Origin of the sequence: Butyrivibrio sp. LC3010 (assembly GCF_000424385.1) — a bacterium.
Taxonomy (GTDB): Bacteria; Bacillota; Clostridia; order Lachnospirales; family Lachnospiraceae; genus Butyrivibrio.
Map to the genome: position 1 here is coordinate 78100 of NZ_AUJU01000006.1, position 19564 is coordinate 97663.

Here is a 19564-nt window from a genome sequence, read left to right on the forward strand (position 1 = left end):
CAATAAGATAGTAGCGTAAAAATCAGTATGTGAATTTTTAAATATATAAACATAGAGGAGATAAAATGCCTGATTTTCATAAGTTAGATTCTTCAATACCAGTAGCACCACTTGCTCTGATGGTAATGGATTCAGCAAGCGGACTGGGACAACTCGTCAATTCACATCTCGTTTCTTTCAGACACGGAATGCACAACACACCCGGTAACGATCCCGCTTTTCAGGGATATGTCAAAAATGATTACAGGGTAAAATATTCCAATCCCAGATTCGGAAGCGGCGAAAGCAAAGCCCAGATCCAGGAATCAGTTCGTGGTAAGGATGTTTTCATCATTACCGACGTAATGAATCACAGTATGACCTATAAAATGTTCGGTCATGATAATTATTACTCTCCGGACGATCACTATCAGGATCTTAAGAGAGTCATCGCTGCCATGACAGGTAAAGCGAAGCGCATCAATGTAATTATGCCTTTCCTTTATGAAGGAAGACAGCACAATAAGAACAATCGTGAGTCCCTTGATGCTGCAGTAATGTTTTCAGAGCTGTATAAAATGGGCATAAGCAACTTCATAACCTTTGATGCTCATGATCCCAGAATTTCAAATGCTGCTCCTATATCAGGATTTGATAATTTCATGGCTTCACCGCAGTTTATGAAGGCTCTTATATCAGAGATCGATGATCTCACCGTAGATAAAGAGCATCTCACTGTTATAAGCCCGGATGAAGGAGCCCTTGACAGAGCGGTATATTTTGCAAATGTTCTTAATGTTGATACAGGTATGTTCTACAAGAGACGTGACTACAGTAAGGTTGTAAACGGTTCAAACCCTATAGTTGCCCACGAATACCTTGGTTCATCAATTGATGGTAAGGATGTAATTATCATTGACGATATGATCTCATCAGGATCAAGTATGATTGATACTTCCCGTCAGCTTAAGAAGAAAGGCGCCAATCGTGTATTTATCTGCACTACTTTTGGTCTTTTCACAAACGGCATAGAAGTATTTGATGAAGGATATAAGAAGGGTGATTTTGATGCACTTATAACCACCAATCTTATTTATCAGAATCCTGAATTTACTGACAGAGAATACTACCATGTAGCTGATATGAGTAAATTCCTAGCAACAATCATTGATTTCATGAATCATGATGATTCACTGAGTAATGTAATCACACCTACCGAAAAGCTCCACAGCATTTTGGAAAAATACAATTCGCGCTCAGCAAAAACTGAGGACCTGTTTGACTAACAGGTCCTCTTTTTTCTTACCCTATTCAAGTGTTTCTGAAGCAGGATTTCCATTACTGAATTTCGCGGTTTCAAATGATATGTTCACCTTAAACAAATCTCCGTCAAGGATTATCTCAAACTCTCCTCCCATTGCAGTTGTAAGACTCTTTGCAATAGAAAGACCAAGTCCCGAACCTTCTGTACTTCTTGAAATATCTCCTCTTATAAATCTCTCTGTAAGCTCGTCAGCATTTATATTAAGCTCATTTCTGGAAATATTTTTTACGGAAAATACTGCTCTATGAACGCCATCCTCTTCCTTAACCACCAGATCCATGTAGACTCTGGTATTGGAAAGTGCGTATTTACACACATTATTTAACAGATTTTCAATAACTCTGTACAGCTGCCTTGCATCTGCTCTGATGAAGACATCATATTTCTCACATTTCAAAATCGGCACAAGATCAAAGCTGTCAAACTTCTCAAAGAACTCTCCCAATACCTGATTAACGAATTCTGCAAAATTAAACTCTTCCATATTCAGGGTTATATTTCCAGAAGAAATTTTGGATGCTTCAACAAGATCATCGGTAAGCTGTCTTAATCTCTGCGATTTATTATCAAGAACCCTGATATACTCAACAACCTTCGGATCATCTATATTTTCTCTTTTTAAAAGATCCACATAATTTATTATCGAGGTCAGAGGTGTCTTAATATCATGCGAAACGTTGGTTATAAGATCCGCCTTGAGCTTTTCATCTCTCATGCTTCGGTTAACTGCATCCTCGACTGAAACAGAAATCTTATTGAGTTCCTCGCCGATATACACATTTGCTCCATGCAGCTTATTCACATCAACCTTAACATCCAGTTCGCCCTGCCCTATTCTCCTTAGAGCATCAAGTATCATGAACTTGTCCTTATTAAGATTTATAATATAAATCGCTACCGCAATATCAATTATAAGTGCAATTATAATGCCGAGAAGCTTTAAATTAAGCACCAGATAAAACTGCAGTGCAATTGATATTACATAAGGCACAATAGTCCTTGTGAAAAGATTCTGCTTAAGCGTCATCCTCGCAAAGATTCGTCTGGACAGTTCCACCAGAAGTCTGAATAAAGATGACCTGTATAAATAGTTTGATTTAGATCTTCTTATTATGCTGTAAAATGCATATGAAAGAGCATTGTCCGCCAGGAAAGTAAGTCCACAGGCAAGGCCTGCCATATAAAATGTACTGCTGTAAACAGAAGCATAATTATTTATGGCAAACTGAAAGAATCCAAACAGAATTCCGATTATTACCGCAGAGAATACCACAACAATTTCTATCGGAATCACATCGATTTTCTCTATTCCGCCGACTGTGCCATCTGAATATTCAATACGTCCTTCATAATAGCAAAGGTGCAAAATAGTAATTACATACACAACGATAAAGAATCCAATAATCATATGGAGCTGCCTGTAATATGGCATATATCTGTTGAATGCTTCTTTACCGATTTTAAAATCATCATTATTGGAAATCTTATTGGCATCAACTGCAAAATAAAACTTCATCTGATCCGGATATGCATACTGATAATTGCCCAAAAACTGTCTGAGGTCATCCTCGTTTATCTTTGTATTTGTTGAATACTCAATGTCATAAGGACAGTAATAAATATATCTTCCGTATGATTTGAATACATCCTTAAGATTCAGCCCGTTTGTGCTTTTCTTAAGAGATTCAACATTGGTATACACTTCCGTTCTGCCGTTAATGGTTCTGGTAATATAATATCTGAAATTTGATTTATAGAATGAATACTTATTCTTAAGCTCAGTGTAACGGTCGTGGCAGGCTGCCATCGTTGAAGCAGCTTCCGTGATATTGGCGCAGAGCTCATTATACTCATCCCAGTTCGAAACCAGATTCTCAATATTTTCATGGAATACTGTCTGATATCTCGGAATAAGAATTGTATGAGAACCGGAACCGTCTGCATCCGCTTCCTTCACATTTGTTCTCACTGCATTATTATCAAGCTGAGAATTCAGGAAACTGTTCATACCACCTTCAGCATTATTCTTTTTTAACTGGGTGTAGACAGTTGTAGGCGAAAGAAAATCCTTGCTCTCTTTTGTCGTAAAATTCATATCCTCATACTCAAATCCATTCTGAGACCACTTTATCAGATTTGATACCGGATAAACTGCGGTAATATATTCACTTTGAAGAATGGTATTTCTGTTAATAAAAGCTGTTACATCAATGCTTTTATCTCCATCATATTCACCATCTATCTCAAACAGGGTCTGGTATGCTGAGAGCTCCACAACACTTTTCAGATTGTTCACAAGAATCTTATTAAAAAGTGAAGAATCAATATAATTAAGGGCACTATCCTCATTTTGAAGATTGTAAACGATACCGTTTGTACCTACAAATGAGGACCCCTTATAAATATAAAAGATTACTGCAACTACTATAGCGATGCATATGTGCTGGAATATTCTGAGTATGTACCTGCTGATCCAGGACATTGTCCTGTGCCTGAAAATTTTATCAAACATTATCAATCCTCGGTATCTATCTTATATCCTACGCCCCAAACAACCTTCAAATACTTGGGATTCTTTGGATCAATCTCAATTTTTTCCCTAATATGTCTGATATGAACGGCAACTGTATTATCTACTGAAACCGCATTCTCATTCCAGATATTCTCGTATATCTGATTGATTGAGAATACTTTTCCTTTATTCTTCAAAAGGAACATCAGAATATTGTATTCAATCTTGGTAAGCTTGACTTCCTCCCCATCTACCGTTACAGATTTAGAGTTATCATTAAGTACAAGTCCCCCTGCCTTAAAGATGTAGTCATCATCCAAATCTTTGTTATCAACATTGCCAAGCTGTGTGTATCTTCTTAAATTGGATTTAACTCTTGCTACAAGCTCAAGAGGATTGAAAGGCTTGGTAACGTAGTCATCAGCACCGATATTTAAACCGAGTATTTTGTCTGCATCCTCAGATTTAGCGGACAATATTATTATCGGAATAGAGCTCTGCTCCCTTATTTTCATGGTACACTGAATTCCATCCATAACAGGCATCATTATATCTATGATAGCCGCATGTATTTCATTATTCTGTACTATATCGAGAGCCTCAAGACCATTGTAAGCTTTATAAACATTAATTCCTTCCTGCTTAAGGTATATCTCGATAGCTTCAACTATCTCTTTGTCATCATCACAAACAAGTACGTTCTGCAAATTACTAAAACCTCCTATATGATAAAAATCACCATGTTTTACATGGGATATATAAAAAAGCATTTTTATGCCATCTTATATGAATAGCGGATGTTTCGTCAACCTCTATGGCTACAACATCATATCTGACAGGACTATCCAGGCCAATTCCAAATCGTTTCATATAATAGTCCGAAACACGGCAGATAACTTTCTGCTTACTAAATCCCACAGCTTCCTCAGCTGCTCCATATCTATCTCCTGATCTGTATTTTACTTCTACAAATGCAAGATATTTACCATCCTTTGCAATTATATCAATTTCGCCCTTATTATTCCTGAAATTCCTATTAAGAATCCGGGCACCATTTTCAACAATATATTCACAGGCCAGATTCTCATAATAGGCCCCTGTTTCTCTTTTATTCATTTTGCTGTCTCTTTTGCTCTGATTTTATCCATGGCATCCACAAAGACAAGGATCTCCGCTACAACCTCATAGAGTTCAGGCGGTATCATCTCACCTATTTCAAGCTTGGATAGCGTATCCGCAAGCTTACTGTCTTCATGAACCGGTATATCCTGCTCCTTTGCAGCATCTATGATCTTTTCAGCTACAATTCCTTTTCCGCTGGCAATAACGCGGGGAGCGCCGTCTTCGTTAGGATCGTAAGCAAGGGCTATCGCCTGCTTTGGCTTGCCATCTTTAGTTTTCCCTGTTCCCTTCAGATTGTTTTCAGCCATAGTAAGTCTCCTCAAAGAATTACATTTTTTCCATTGGGATATCACGCTCGTGCATCAAAAGTAGTCATTGACAAAAAAGCTGTCTTTTTAGATTCAAGTATACTGCTAACCGGAGGATCCTCACTGTCGGAATCCATATCGGTATGAAGCATCATTCTGGCTTCCATAGTATAGCCTCGTTTGTTCAGCCGGTCATTTAGTTCTCCGATATGTTCATGTATCAGATCGATTATTTCTTCATCAGCAACATAAAAATTGGTTTTTACATTGGTGTCCTTCATCTTAACATAAACATCTATGGGGCCCAGGTTATCCATATCAAGATGCAGGATCGCGCTGACTTCATCTCCGGGTTCGAATTTCTTTTTGCCATTAGAGTATACATATAAATCTCCATGCGCGTCCTGATCTGCCATCTTAAGCGGCAGCTGAACATAATGGAACATCTGATTGAGCTGATTCATAAAATCTATATTATTCTGAAGATTGGCGGCACTCTGAGCAACCTTATTATCTGCTCCAAGAGCAGCTGTGAGCTGACTGGTAAGTTGCTTAGCCTGAGAATTCAGCCTTGCATACAGATTTTCAATATTCTCCTTAAGCCTCACCTCATCAGGCTTTATCATCCATTCATCCTGCATGATATTTTTCATAAGCTTATTATACTCATTATTGCTAAAAAGCCTGGAAAATGCCTGATCTGCCGCCTCCGAAGTATGCGCCGATTTAGAATACGCTTCTGAAAGCTCTTTTAAAAGTGCCATCTGATCTATCTTTTCAGGATTCCCTGTTCTGGCCTGTTCAATAAGCTTTTGAATCTCTTCCCCGGTGGCACCGGTACTTGTGTTAAGCTCCCTTATGATATTCGCCAGATTATTACTGAGTGTAATCTTTGGCAGGCTCTGCCCCTGATTGTCATATATACTCTGCTCAGAACCTTTTATCCCCGAAGAATCTGCAGCACTCCTCTGATCATTATCCGCACTTGAAGCGTTCCCCGTAACATCTTCTTTGGAAGCTGCTTCTCCAACCTTTTCCTGCCCTGCAATATCGGAACTTTTCCCTGCAGCTTCCATTAAAACCTGCTCCTTATCAGCAGTTGCTGTTCCGGATGTATTCTGAGAATCCGCCCTGGCTTCTGTCAGCAATTCGCCCTCAGCTTCACCCTCTGCAAGTGTAGATAAGATTTCTGTCTTTCCACCTTCCGTATTATTAACAGCGCCTTCGGCACCGGGACCAACTGCGACATCTTTAATAGCTCCGCCCTCAGCCAGTGCTGCTTCACTATCAGTTTTCCCACTTAGAAGGCCAGTCTCAACCATCTCACCTTGAGGCTGTGCACCATTTATTTCATTTTGAACAGCTGTTTTCTCCATATGCTCTGCACCCTTTGCAAGCATATCAAGAATTCCACCATAGAGATCATTGGCGGCCTTACCTTCCCCACTTTGAACCAGCTGATTATAAGCCCCGGGCAAATCATCCATAATGGATTTCATTGTCTCCACAACCTGATGCTCATAATTCTTGTAGCTCTCAAACTGACTGATATTTTCATCTGTAATTGGTATGTTAAGAGCTTTCATCTGAACAATTGATGAGACATCAGCCTCAGGATGGGAGCCTATGAGCTGATGCATGGAATTAAGGGAATCTCTGTCAATTCCCATTCCATTTTCCATCATAGACTTTACCATATTGACTGTATCCTGATTCACCTCTATGCCGGCAGCATTAAGTGCCTTTAAGGTTGTCGAATCAACAGATGTATTTTCATAAAGTGGAGTAAGTGTTATCTGATTAGAAACACCGCGCACCTCAAAGGAAATTGTCTGTCCTTCCTTGAGATACATGCCATCTTGAAGTTTTGCAGATATAACTGTGTCATCTCCAAGCCTTATCTGGGCATTTTTGACACCGCCCTCGTCAGTCATGGAAATGATTTTGCCAGATAAACGCTCTCCTGTTTCCAAAGAGCGCAGAGATTCCTGCGATTTTGCAGCATTCTGATTAATAACTCGCCCTTCAACCTGAACAACAGGCGTCTTCTGGGTCACATTCTGAATGATACTCATGCAGGCTCTCTTTCTTCAAAAATAAGTAAATCCGAACAAATCACATAAAATTTTTGATAAATGATCTTCTGTGTATCTCACATGGACCGTTTTTCTTAAGCGCTTCGATGTGATCAGCACTTCCATAACCTTTATTATGAGCAAAACCATATCCCGGATATTTATCATCCAGTTCAGCCATAAGACGATCCCTGGTGACCTTGGCTATAATGCTTGCTGCTGCAATTGATACACTTTTGGCATCTCCCTTGATAATGGACTCCTGGGTGTATTCCTCAAGCTGTGGGATATGAACAGCATCTATCAGAAGTACGTCCGGCTTAACAGCAAGATTTGCCACAGCCTTTGCCATAGCCTCATAAGTCGCCTGGAGTATATTGATCTCATCGATTCTCTCATGAGTACTGTATCCAATACCGACAGAAATGGCCTTTTCGTAGATCTCCTGATAAAGTGCCTCTCTCTTTTTTTCGGATAATTTCTTCGAATCATTAATATAAAGAATCTCTGCATCTGCAGGCAGAATAACTGCTGCAGCATAAACCGGCCCTGCAAGAGGTCCTCTTCCGACCTCATCTATACCGCATATATATTTCTTATCCGAATGTAATCTCTCGTAATAACGCATATCGAAGAGCCGCTTTTTCTCAGCTTCAATAGCCGCTATATGTTTCCTTGCTGACTCAACGAGTTTAATGACTCCTGCCCTCTCATCAGATTCATATTTCTCACAAAAGAGTTTATATGCTTCTATGTCATCTGCAAGTGAAAGTGCAGCTTTAATATCCCCTATTTTCTCAGTCATTTTTTATATTTTCCTTATTCTTATCTATGATTCCAAAGGATGAGAAAGGATATATTCTAAGCCATGTTCTGCCAATAATATCGGAGCCCTTAATATTACCTACACTGGGTTCTCTTGAATCCATACTGTAATTTCTGTTATCTCCCATTACAAAATACTCGTCTTCTCCGAGAACAACAGGTTCAACAGCCCTTCCGGGGTTCTGTATTACCTCTGCTCCATAATGTTCCTCTAAAATCTCACCATTAATATAAATATTACCGTCATAATCAATCTGGACAGTTTCACCGGGAAGTCCTATAACACGCTTGATGAAATATTCGCTGGGATCCTGCGGATACGGAAAAATTACTATATCAAAGCGCTTGGGATCTGAAAACCTGTAGGTAATCTTATCCGCCATAAGTGCATCTCCATCATGAAGTGTATACATCATGGATTCGCCGTCAACATCTGTTCTTTGTGCCACAAACTTCATAAAAAGCAATGTTATAGCACAGACAATAATTACTGTAAGTATTGTACTTCCTGCACTTTTTATAAATTCCTGCGTTTTATTCATAGTATTGGCCTCTCTAATGATATTTTTCCAAGTCTACCGTTTCTAAAATCATCTAAAAGCTGAGCACACGCTCTGTCCACATCTGCCTTTCCACCCTGCTTTATCAGCTTTCTGTTATCTGCTATAGCAGTAAGTATAGATGATTCAGGTGTTTCATACGGATCAGTTTCAAATAAAAGCTTCTGTTCCTCAGTAACACCATATTTATCGGCTAACGTTCCCGGATACCATTTCTCCAGAATTCTGATCAGATTTACTGCCAGTTCACCTTTGTCGAGGTTCTCATCATTCATGGAACCTATAAGCGCAAGATGAAGACCTACTGTCTCATCCTCGAACTTAGGCCACAAAACACCGGGAGTATCAAGCAGCTGAAGGTTCTTGCCGAGCATGATCCACTGTTTACCCTTTGTAACACCGGGCTTATTCCCGGTCTTTGCAGCTGCTTTACCGGAAATCTTATTTATAAATGTGGACTTGCCAACATTAGGAATACCTGCGACCATAGCTCTTATAGGTCTGTTTACGATTCCACGCTTCTTATCCCTTTCAATTTTCTCACGGCAGCTCTCTGTCACATTATCAAGAACCTGCCTCACCTGAGAACCTGTCTTGGAATTCATCTCCATGACTCTGGCACCGGATTGTGAGAAATACTCAATCCATTCCTTACTGATCTCCGGATCTGCCAGATCTGACTTATTAAGTATGACCAATCTTGATTTATTCTGTCCCAGTTTATCAATATCAGGATTCCTTCCCGACATCGGTATTCTGGCATCGGTCAATTCTATGATCAGGTCAACCAGTTTGATATTCTCCTGCATCATACGCATGGCCTTGGTCATATGTCCCGGATACCACTGATAATTATTCATATATTTTCCTTTAATCATTGTCATATGGGTAATTCTTAACAGCCTCCCCATATGAGTCATTATTACTTTATCAGACCGTTATTCCCTTCCTTAGCTCCGTAAGAGAACCAGGCCTTACCTGCTATTGTAGCGATCTTCACAACGCCAATGTTGGCACTTCTGGAATCCTCACTACTGTTTCTATTGTCGCCAAGAACAAAGAATTCTCCATTCCCAAGTTTAATTTCGTTCTCAGCTATTCCTGCTTCTTCCATTTTATCATATTCATCATCTTCAGTGACGACTGTTTCGCCATTTATTACCAAATTTCCGTCAACGATTTTAACAGTCTCACCCGGAACGGCAACAACACGCTTCACATAGTAATGAGATTTCTCATTACCGTTTGGAAGAAAGACAATTACATCATCCCTTTTAGGTGAAGCGATCTTATATATTATGCGATTCACAAGAACACTCTGCCCGTTAAACAATGAGTTTTCCATGGAATCACCTATAACTCTCACCCTTTTTCCGAATGAGATTACAAGAACAAACGCAACAAAAACTGCGATTACGGTATAAAATACCCAGGAGGCAATTTCTTTTAAAAGCTCCGGAGTAACCGTCTTCTTCTTTTCACGGAACATTGACTGATATCTTTTTTTTCGATACATAATACCCTCTGCTTAAAAGATTAAAGTGTTCTGTCTGGCAAACTTAACAAAACCAAAAGCCTCGCTAAGTGCTCTGCTCAAATGAAAAAAGGCAATTACTAAAAAGTAACTGCCCTTACCAAAGAAATTATTCTTAGCGAACCTTTTCCTTGACCTTTGCCTTCTTACCTGTGAGGCCCTTAAGGTAGTTAAGCTTAGCTCTTCTAACCTTACCCATTCTCACAACTTCAACCTTCTCTACAAGAGGAGAGTGAAGAGGCCATGTCTTCTCAACGCCTACGCCGTTTGAGATCTTACGAACTGTGAAAGTTGCGCGGTTAGAACCACCCTGGATCTTCTTTACAGTACCTTCGAAGATCTGTACTCTCTCACGGTTACCTTCCTTGATCTTGTTGTAGACACGAACTGTGTCACCTGTGTTGAACTCAGGAGCGTTCTGGTTAAGCTGCTCCTTCTCGATTTCTGCAATGATTGTATTCATTTGCTTTCTCCTATACTATATAAATGGACGTTCTTAAATACATTTATGTCTTGCGTACCAGAGGACCGTCATTTTCGCAACTACATGATAATAGCATATAAAGCAAGCTGCCGTCAAGGATTTTTACTTTATGTGCATATCAACGGGGCCAAAACTTAGAGGCAGGATCTCAGTAAGATTATAGACCTGATATTTATTAACCCCATCTGTCTGATCTGTGAGCAGTATAACTTTAAAATCATCATCACAAAACTCACGCATTACCTGTCTGCAGACACCGCACGGTGTACATAATTTAAGCTCTTTCTGATTTTCAAAGCCACCCACAATTGCTATGGCAGAAAATTCTGTATCTCCCTCACTGATAGCCTTAAAAAAAGCAGTGCGCTCAGCACAGTTAGTAGGTGTATAGGATGCATTCTCAATATTACACCCTTTGTATACCTTGCCATCCTTAGTCATAAGGGCCGCACCTACTTTAAAATGACTGTAGGGAGTATAAGCCATCTTTCTGGCTTCAAGAGCCAGCTCTACCAATTCATCATATGTTTTCATATTGTTATCCCAAAGCAAAACTTATTTGCATTCTTTCTGCATTATTTAGCGTTTTTCTTATCATCAGCTATCAGCTTTCTTATAGCTGAGATTGCAACTCTTATTGCAGCATCTGTATCATGAACCTGAGGATTATCCAAGCCTTCCTTTGCTCTCTCCTGGTTGGCTACTGTCAGCATGATTGCACCGGTTCTGGCGCGCAGCCACTGTCCGACAATGAAAAGTGTGGAGGATTCCATCTCTGAACCAAGACAGCCGCATCTTTTCCATGCTTCCCACTTATTCTGAAGCTCATAAAATACCGGCTTGCTCTCCGGCTCGTGCTGACCGTAAAATGCATCCTTACACTGAACCACGCCTACATGGTGTCTTGCACCAAGCTCTATAGCAGCTTCTTTAAGAGCCTGAGTAACTTCAAATGTAGCTACAGCAGGGTATTCAATAGGAGCATACTCCTTTGATGTACCCTCAGCTCTTATTGCACCATTAACGATAATCAGGTCTCCACCCACAACATCAAGCTGCATACCGCCACAAGTACCAACTCTGATAAAAGTATCCGCACCTATCTTATGAAGCTCCTCAACCGCGATGGACGTTGATGCCCCGCCTATTCCTGTTGAGACAACGCTTACCTTCTCACCGTCAAGATAACCTGTATACGTATTATATTCACGATTACTTGCCACATGCTTGGCATCATCAAAATATGCTGCTATCTTCTCACAGCGGCCGGGATCGCCTGGCAAAATAACATATCTTCCAACATCGCCTTCCTTAAGATGAATATGATACTGATATCCGGCGCCTTCCGTATAATCTACCATCCTTTATCCCTCCTATAATATGATTTGGCACGTTTGATTCATAATCCTGCCATGTTATCGAAGCCTTTCCAAATCATGGCTTTATCACGACAAATCCTAAAATAAATTATAATTTAATATCTTACCTGGTAAGGCTACTTTATTATATTCCCTAATTTCAGTTTCAGTCAAAAAGCCCATCCATTACATGGATCGTCATGACCTTGTTTTCTACATCGATATTTTTTACGCATTCCTTAATTCCTGGAATCATAACAGTTTCGGAGCCTTCTGCCACGTCTTCATCGGTACGCTTCATCTCATATACATCATTTGCTCCTGTCTGTATGACCTGTTTAAGGATTCCAAGTTCTTTGCCATCCTCATCAACTATTGTCATTCCTTCAAGATCGGCAAGATAATATTCACCTTCCTCAAGAGCAATAGCATCCTCTCTGCGTACTATAAGCTCCTTCTGTCTCAAGCGCTCTACTTCATTTATATCGTTAAATTCCTTGAATTTTACAATTACAAATTTCTTATTAAAGCGGACTTTTTCAATAGTGAGTTCCTTTTTCCCCTCTCGTCCGGTATCAAGAATTACCTTCTTAAGATCAAGGAACCTCTCCGGATCCTGCGTCGTGGGGAAAACATTAACCTCTCCTTTAAGACCGTGTGTCGATGCTATTACCCCTATCTGAAAATATTCTGTCATATTGTTCTAACCTCATTACATTCATTATACAACTGATAAATGTTTTATTTACATTACATCTATTATTATACAGCTGATAGATGTTTAATTTACATTTCTTCATTAATTCTGTCCAGTATCCTGTTACGCTTCTTAAGTGCTTTAGGTGTGAACTGCTCCGGGTGCTCCTCAATATATTTATCATAGAGCTCCGGTCTGCGTTCCCTGGTCCTTTCCAGGGATTTTTGAAAACGCCACACATCTACATTAGCATGATTCCCCGACAAAAGTACAGATGGAACTCTTTTGTCCATCCAAACCTCCGGACGTGAATACTGCGGATACTCCAAAAGCCCGTCATCAAAGGATTCTGTCTGGGCTGATTCCTCATTATTAAGAACTCCCGGAACAAGCCTTGAGATGGCATCAATCATTACCATCGCCGGAAGCTCTCCGCCTGTAAGAACATAGTCACCTATGGAAACATAATCGGTAACTATTTCCTCCAGGACTCTCTCATCAATTCCTTCATAGTGTCCGCATAAAAATATTATATCATTATCCTTAGCAAAATCTCTTGCAGCTGCCTGACTAAAAACGCTGCCCTGAGGAGTCACATATACAACTCTCGGTTTTGCATCCGGCTCTCTTTCTCTTATCTCATTCAAAATAGCCTGATAACAGCTATAAATAGGCTGTGCCTGCATAAGCATACCTGCACCGCCTCCATATGTATAATCATCCACCTTATTATGCTTGTTATCAGCATAATCACGAATGTTTACCGCTTTGGCAAATATTGTTCCTTTATCCATGGCCCTTTTAAGAATACTGGTATTTAATACCTCCATGACCATCTCTGGGAAAAGTGTCATTATATAAAAATTCATTATTTACTCCGAAACAGACCTTTTTGTTCGCTCCTCAAAAGGTCTGAAGATTTATACTCCTCTCGCGCGAGTGCGAACCCCGCGGAGCAATTTATGTCACATAGGAAATTCAATGGAATTTCTTCGTATGATAAAAATACCCGAAGCTGAAAGCTCAACTCCGGGTATAGATATTAATCGACAATTTCAACGTCAACCTTAAGATTTTCTCTGGTAGATGCTGCTTTAACAACTGAGCGAATGGCTTTTGCTATTCTGCCCTGTCTTCCGATTACCTTGCCCATATCTGAAGGTGCAACGTGCAGCTCAATGATGATGTTTCGTCCTTCTTTTTTTTCATTAACCACAACTTCATCCGGATTGTCAACCAGAGCCTTTGCAATTACTTCAACCAATTCTTTCATGAATTTTCCCCTAGTTAAATGCGAAGTTGATTACTTAATACCTGCCTGCTTGAAAATCTTGCTTACAACGTTTGTAGGCTGTGCTCCGTTTGAAAGCCATTTCTTAGCAAGTTCCTCGTTTACCTTGCATGTGCTGGGATCTGTATTAGGATCATAAGTTCCGATCTCCTCGATGAACTTTCCGTTTACAGGGAACTTAGAATCAGATACAACGATACGATAAAAAGGAACCTTCTTCTTACCAATTCTCTTAAGTCTAATTTTTACTGCCATTTTAAAAATCCTCCATTTAAATAAAAATAAAATGTTAATAGCTATGATAAACGAATTACTCCGCAATCATCATATATATGAAACCCGGTAAAAATCCGAATCTGCATATCAGTTACAAATATATTTAGAAGAACTTGCCAAAGCCGCCCTTACCAAGTCCACCAAGGGCTCCCAAGCCTCTTCTACCCTTCTTTCCCATAAGTCCGGGCATCTGCTTCATCATCTTCTGCATCTGCTCAAACTGCTTTATGAAACGATTCACATCAGTAATATCGTTTCCTGAGCCCTTAGCAATTCTGTATTTTCTCTGAGGACTCATAAGCTTGGGATTTTTTCTCTCTTCAGGTGTCATAGAAAGCACAATGGCTTCTATTCTTGCAAGCTGTTTCTCGTCAGGAAGCTGATCATCACTGATCTTTCCCATTCCGGGAAGCATTCCCATTATGGCTCCAAGGCCACCCATGTTTCTCATCTGCTTCATGGATTCAAGGTACATCTCAAAATCGATCTTACCTTTTTTCATTTTAGAAGCCATCTCGCGCTCTTTTTCTTCATCGCGCTCACGATTAGCTTCCACAGCTTTATCTATAAGGCTAAGGACATCACCCATTCCAAGGATTCTGCTAGCCATTCTGTCGGGATAAAACTGCTCCAGATCAGAGAGCTTCTCTCCCATACCAACATAAAGAATAGGCTTGCCTGTAACCTGTCTTGCGGAAAGTGCAGCACCACCTCTGGTGTCACCATCCATCTTACTCAATACGATACCGTCAATGCCGATCCTGTCATTAAACTGAACTGCAACATCAACTGCCGCCTGACCTGTCATGGCATCAACAACAAGAAGTGACTGATGAACAGTAACTGCTTCCTTGATTGCCACAAGCTCCTGCATCATTTCTTCGTCAATCTGCAGACGGCCGGCTGTATCCAGAATAACTACGTTCTCATTATTCTTCTCAGCATGAGCAATTGCTGCCTTCGCAATCTCTATAGGGCTGACATCCGTTCCCATTGAAAAGAAATCAACTTCCTGCTTCTCAGCATTTATGCGCAGCTGATCTATTGCAGCAGGTCTGTATACATCACATGCCACAAGCAACGGCTTTTTGCCCTTAAGCTTAACTTTACCTGCTATCTTAGCAGCTGTCGTGGTCTTACCGGTACCCTGAAGACCACACATCATGATTACTGTAATGCTCTTTCCCGGTTGGAACTGGATCTCTGTAATATCTGATCCCATAAGGCTTGTCAACTCTTCATCGACAATCTTCACAACCATCTGAGCGGGATTCAAACCATTTAATACATCTTCACCGACTGCTCTCTCCTGTACTTTGTTAACAAAGTACTTAACTACACGGAAGTTAACATCTGCCTCCAAAAGAGCCATTTTAACTTCCTTCATTGCAGTCTTAACATCTTCCTCTGAAAGGCGGCCCTTGCCACGAAGATTCTTAAATACGTTCTGAAGTTTATCTGATAAACTCTCAAATGCCATAAATTATGACAACTCCTCTTTTATCAATTCTATAGCTTCAAGGATCTTCGCCCTCAGCTCATCATCCTGTAACTTATAATCAGTAACGGCTTTTGACATATTCCCAAGCTGCTTCCTGATTCTGTCTGTTCTCTCTATCATGTGAAGTTTTTTCTCATATCCTTCAAGAGAGTTAGTACATCTCTTCAACAGGTCATGTACACCCTGTTTACTAATATCATATTCCTCAGCAATCTCGACCAGCGAAAGATCGTTGTAGACTGCATCCTCATATACCTGCCTCTGATGGGCTGTCAGAAGCTCTCCATAAAAGTCATATAAAAGCCCCTGCTCAACAATCTTCTCCATATTCCTCTATAAACAATATTCAAAAGATAAGGCTCTAATTCTTACTGCCTTATATCTTCCGATATAGAAATAAAATGCGATACTATAGGCACGATGCTTATAATATCGCATAATCTTTTTTGTGTCAAGTATTTTTACTTTACTTTGTTGTGATGCATATATTTAAATTAACATCACCGTGTATCCCGTCTATATCCCCGTTTTTATTATATTGCCACATATAATATTCATAAGGAAAATACTGAGGATATCCAAAATACGAAATCCAAATAGGATATTGGGAAGCTTCATGTATATCCACCAGTTCACTGAAGGTTCTGATATTGCCTAATATCATAGGTCTGTAGCCAGCCTGCTTAATCGTATCGCAAAAGCCTCTCACGATTTCAGTGTATATTCTTCCCGAAAGCTTCGAAGTCCTCACATCAGTTGTATTAAACTGCTCTATATCAATAGCGATAGGATATGTTATGTCATATCCTTCAATTGAATCAAGAACAAACTGTGCTTCTTCTCTTGCTTCAGCTTCATTAACAGCCTGGGAATAAAAATATACGCCCACTTCCAGCTCAGCCTTAAGTGCATTTCTGAGATTTGACTTTAGATTATCATCCTCCTGTAAATTCCCGTCTGAGGAGTTTCTGGCTCCTGCCTTTACCATAACAAAATCGACACCGGATTCCTTGACTTTATCAAACTCAACAGCTCCCTGCGCCTTGGAAATATCAACTCCCTGCGTCACTCTTATACTCTCGTCTGCTCCGTTATAGCTGATTTTGCCATCGGATAAAAGTGTGAATTCATCGGGTAAAACAGGACTTTTATTAACATCTTCGGCAATCGGTGTAAAGAAATACTGTCCGCCATACTCTGTGACTATTTCATCAGGAAACAGTGTCCTTATAGCCCCTATTCTGTCTCCTTCCACAAGTTTTTCCCTGAAATTATTCCGCAGTAAGTCCCCTTCCTGCCTTCTGGCATTGGCCTCTGCCTTTTCAATAAGCGAGGAAGCCTGCGCCATGGTGTAGTAACCTTCGCTCTCAAGAACATCCAGTTCGTTCTGGGATGCATCTGCCTGCCGTCTGGTAGCTGCATTACTAAGAAGCAGCCCTATGCAGGTCGAAAGAGCCAGAATACTCACAAGACTCAGGAAAATAACAGATATCAGGTTCTTGGTATTTCTAACCATTTTGCTATTGTGTTTAGGATTATCAGTATTTTTCATAGGTATTATATCCGTTCATCAAAATAGCTCTTGTAGCCTTCACCAAATATTTCAGAAGCACTTGTTACAATCATAAACGCATTGGGATCTTCTTCACGGACAATATCCTCAGCCAATGGAGAAAGCCTCTTTTTAATGGCACAGAGAATGACTTTTTTGTCCTCTCCGCTGTATGCCCCCTGTCCAAAGACATGAGTCACTCCTACATCAAGTTCCTCCAGAAGTCTTGCAGTTATCTTATCCGTGTTATCAGAAATAATATAAATAAGTTTTGCTTCATCTCTACCATACAATACAAAGTCAATAACATATGATGTGATCATGACACCCAAAAATGAGTAAAGCACAACTTTCATATCCTTAAGAACAACACCCGCAAAAGCGATAACAAAAATATCTATTATCATAAAAAGAACGCCGGTCTTGATATGTGGATACTTTAATCTTAACACCTTTATTATAACATCAGTACCACCTGTAGTCGCATGACATTTAAATGTAATACCTATTCCCACGGCAACAAAGACACTACCAAATATGACACCAAGTATTACATCTTTTACTATAAAGCCTGTTCCATATTTCGCAAGCAGGTCAGTAAAAATAGAGTTTGCTATAGTGGCATATACCGTGGAGATTGTAAATCGTATTCCAAACTTATAAATTGCCAGGAACAGTATCGGTATATTCATAATCATAAACCACGTACCTGTTCCTAATGAAATGATTCTGTTCAGAACAATCGCTGCACCGGTTATTCCACCGGGCGCGATATTGTTGGGATCATTAAAAAGACTTGTGCCGATTGCATAGAGGAATGCTCCAAATGTAATCAGCAGATAGTCTGTTCCCTTCTTTGTGATTTTTTCAGTATACTTCATAGGCTTTAAATATTTGTACGAACAAGCTTGGGCTTATACCCGTTTTCTTCGAGGGTATTCATAATTTCCATCTTATGCTCGCTTCCAAATGCCTCCAATGTAATACGCAGTTCCACTGCTGCGTTTCTGTTTATTGATACAAACTGATTATGCTCAAGTTTGATAACATTACCACCGGTCTTGGCAACTACGCCGGCAACGCTTGCAAGCTGTCCCGGCTTGTCAGGAAGAAGGACTGAAACAGTGAAAATACGGTCTCTCATAATAAGTCCCTGCTGTACTACAGAAGACATAGTGATGATATCCATATTTCCGCCTGACAACACACAAACGATTCTCTTATCCCTGACATCAAGCTGTCTCAAAGCGGCAACAGACAAAAGTCCTGAGTTCTCAACTACCATCTTATGATTCTCAACCATATCAAGGAATGATACAACCAGATCCTCATCCGGTACAGCTATTATCTCATCTATATTCTTCTGAATATAGGGGAATATCTTCTCACCGGGAGTTTTAACTGCAGTACCATCAGCAATGGTATTAACAGTAGGCAGTGTAGTCACCTTACCGTTCTTTATACTTTCCTGCATGCAGTTTGCACCTGCAGGTTCAACACCTATTACCTTTATTTTGGGATTGAGAAGTTTTGCCAGTGTTCCAACACCTGTAGCAAGTCCGCCTCCGCCGATTGGAACAAGTATCATGTCGACTGTGGGAAGCTCTTTTATGATCTCCATTGCTATAGTTCCCTGTCCCGTAGCAACATCGAGGTCATCAAAAGGATGTACGAAAGTGTATCCCTTCTCATCTGCGAGCTTAAGAGCATGCTCACATGCCTCATCATAGACATCTCCATGAAGTATAACTTCAGCACCGAGAGCCTTTGTCCTGTTAACCTTGATAAGGGGTGTGGATGTAGGCATAACGATTGTTGCCTTAACTCCGTAGCTCTTTGCAGCATATGCAACACCCTGTGCATGATTACCGGCTGATGCTGTTATGAGCCCCTTTTCTCTCTCTTCCTCAGACATGGTAGAAATCTTGTAATAAGCACCTCTTACCTTGTAGGCACCTGTTCTCTGAAGATTCTCAGGTTTAAGATAAACCTTGTTACCTGTAGTACCACTCCAGTAATCACTGTAGATAAGTTTTGTCTCAAGTGTAACTTTTTTTACATCCTCATAGGCTTCCTCAAATGCAGGAAGTGTGAGACTTTCATTTTTCTCAGACATGACATCCTCCTCCAAGATCGATAGTCATCATTTTACCGGCTTCGATCGTA

General features: G+C 40.1%; 22 protein-coding genes. 1 reads left to right on the forward strand and 21 read right to left on the reverse strand.

Annotated features, from left to right (window positions below):
- Positions 1–65: 65 nt before the first annotated feature.
- Positions 66–1265 carry a ribose-phosphate pyrophosphokinase gene (locus G622_RS0106255; protein WP_026509989.1) on the forward strand — a complete coding sequence of 400 codons (1200 nt, stop codon included), beginning with the start codon at positions 66–68 and terminating at the stop codon, positions 1263–1265.
- Between the two features lie 21 nt (positions 1266–1286).
- Here the strand turns inward: G622_RS0106255 and G622_RS24415 are convergent, their stop codons facing one another.
- The 21 genes from G622_RS24415 to ilvA all read right to left on the reverse strand — a co-directional run bounded on the left by G622_RS24415 (position 1287) and on the right by ilvA (position 19514).
- Complete coding sequence (locus G622_RS24415; RefSeq protein WP_049945716.1) at positions 1287–3815, reverse strand: sensor histidine kinase; 2529 nt, start codon at positions 3813–3815, stop codon at positions 1287–1289.
- Positions 3816–3817: 2 nt separating this feature from the next.
- On the reverse strand, positions 3818–4522 hold the full coding sequence (locus G622_RS0106265) for a response regulator transcription factor (protein ID WP_026509990.1): 705 nt from the start codon (positions 4520–4522) through the stop codon (positions 3818–3820).
- Between the two features lie 28 nt (positions 4523–4550).
- The gene (locus G622_RS0106270; protein ID WP_026509991.1) at positions 4551–4931 is read right to left on the reverse strand and encodes a YraN family protein; all 381 of its coding nucleotides are present in this window, start codon (positions 4929–4931) and stop codon (positions 4551–4553) included.
- Positions 4928–5245, reverse strand: coding sequence for an EscU/YscU/HrcU family type III secretion system export apparatus switch protein (locus G622_RS0106275; protein WP_026509992.1), 318 nt, complete (start codon positions 5243–5245; stop codon positions 4928–4930). The genes G622_RS0106270 and G622_RS0106275 overlap by 4 nt, the downstream gene beginning before the upstream one ends.
- A 41-nt stretch (positions 5246–5286) precedes the next feature.
- Positions 5287–7320 (reverse strand): flagellar hook-length control protein FliK, encoded by a 2034-nt coding sequence (locus tag G622_RS0106280; RefSeq protein ID WP_026509993.1) that lies wholly within the window; start codon positions 7318–7320, stop codon positions 5287–5289.
- A 40-nt stretch (positions 7321–7360) separates the two neighbouring features.
- The gene (locus G622_RS0106285; protein WP_026509994.1) at positions 7361–8125 is read right to left on the reverse strand and encodes a ribonuclease HII; all 765 of its coding nucleotides are present in this window, start codon (positions 8123–8125) and stop codon (positions 7361–7363) included.
- On the reverse strand, positions 8118–8687 hold the full coding sequence (lepB, locus tag G622_RS0106290) for a signal peptidase I (protein WP_026509995.1): 570 nt from the start codon (positions 8685–8687) through the stop codon (positions 8118–8120). The genes G622_RS0106285 and lepB (G622_RS0106290) overlap by 8 nt, the downstream gene beginning before the upstream one ends.
- Positions 8684–9565, reverse strand: coding sequence for a ribosome biogenesis GTPase YlqF (ylqF, locus tag G622_RS0106295; protein ID WP_026509996.1), 882 nt, complete (start codon positions 9563–9565; stop codon positions 8684–8686). Before ylqF ends, lepB (G622_RS0106290) begins: the two co-directional genes overlap by 4 nt.
- A gap of 62 nt (positions 9566–9627) precedes the next feature.
- Positions 9628–10221, reverse strand: coding sequence for a signal peptidase I (lepB, locus tag G622_RS0106300; RefSeq protein ID WP_026509997.1), 594 nt, complete (start codon positions 10219–10221; stop codon positions 9628–9630).
- 133 nt (positions 10222–10354) lie between these two features.
- Complete coding sequence (rplS, locus tag G622_RS0106305) at positions 10355–10702, reverse strand: 50S ribosomal protein L19 (protein ID WP_026509998.1); 348 nt, start codon at positions 10700–10702, stop codon at positions 10355–10357.
- A gap of 123 nt (positions 10703–10825) precedes the next feature.
- Positions 10826–11257, reverse strand: a complete 432-nt coding sequence (locus G622_RS0106310; protein ID WP_026509999.1) for a cytidine deaminase — start codon at positions 11255–11257, stop codon at positions 10826–10828.
- A 41-nt stretch (positions 11258–11298) separates the two neighbouring features.
- On the reverse strand, positions 11299–12084 hold the full coding sequence (gene udp / locus G622_RS0106315) for a uridine phosphorylase (protein ID WP_026510000.1): 786 nt from the start codon (positions 12082–12084) through the stop codon (positions 11299–11301).
- A gap of 163 nt (positions 12085–12247) precedes the next feature.
- Entirely contained in the window at positions 12248–12778 is a 531-nt protein-coding gene (gene rimM, locus G622_RS0106320) for a ribosome maturation factor RimM (protein WP_026510001.1), read from the reverse strand.
- An 89-nt stretch (positions 12779–12867) separates the two neighbouring features.
- Positions 12868–13647, reverse strand: a complete 780-nt coding sequence (gene trmD / locus G622_RS0106325) for a tRNA (guanosine(37)-N1)-methyltransferase TrmD (RefSeq protein ID WP_026510002.1) — start codon at positions 13645–13647, stop codon at positions 12868–12870.
- Positions 13648–13820: 173 nt separating this feature from the next.
- Positions 13821–14051 (reverse strand): KH domain-containing protein, encoded by a 231-nt coding sequence (locus G622_RS0106330; RefSeq protein WP_026510003.1) that lies wholly within the window; start codon positions 14049–14051, stop codon positions 13821–13823.
- Positions 14052–14081: 30 nt separating this feature from the next.
- The gene (rpsP, locus tag G622_RS0106335; RefSeq protein WP_026510004.1) at positions 14082–14324 is read right to left on the reverse strand and encodes a 30S ribosomal protein S16; all 243 of its coding nucleotides are present in this window, start codon (positions 14322–14324) and stop codon (positions 14082–14084) included.
- A gap of 124 nt (positions 14325–14448) precedes the next feature.
- The gene (ffh, locus tag G622_RS0106340) at positions 14449–15825 is read right to left on the reverse strand and encodes a signal recognition particle protein (RefSeq protein ID WP_026510005.1); all 1377 of its coding nucleotides are present in this window, start codon (positions 15823–15825) and stop codon (positions 14449–14451) included.
- Between the two features lie 3 nt (positions 15826–15828).
- Positions 15829–16173 (reverse strand): YlxM family DNA-binding protein, encoded by a 345-nt coding sequence (gene ylxM / locus G622_RS0106345; RefSeq protein WP_026510006.1) that lies wholly within the window; start codon positions 16171–16173, stop codon positions 15829–15831.
- A 139-nt stretch (positions 16174–16312) separates the two neighbouring features.
- Positions 16313–17398, reverse strand: coding sequence for a glycoside hydrolase family 25 protein (locus G622_RS24420; protein WP_049945717.1), 1086 nt, complete (start codon positions 17396–17398; stop codon positions 16313–16315).
- A gap of 5 nt (positions 17399–17403) precedes the next feature.
- Entirely contained in the window at positions 17404–18279 is an 876-nt protein-coding gene (locus G622_RS0106355; protein ID WP_026510007.1) for a YitT family protein, read from the reverse strand.
- A gap of 5 nt (positions 18280–18284) precedes the next feature.
- Positions 18285–19514, reverse strand: a complete 1230-nt coding sequence (gene ilvA, locus G622_RS0106360) for a threonine ammonia-lyase (RefSeq protein ID WP_026510008.1) — start codon at positions 19512–19514, stop codon at positions 18285–18287.
- Positions 19515–19564 lie beyond the last annotated feature (50 nt).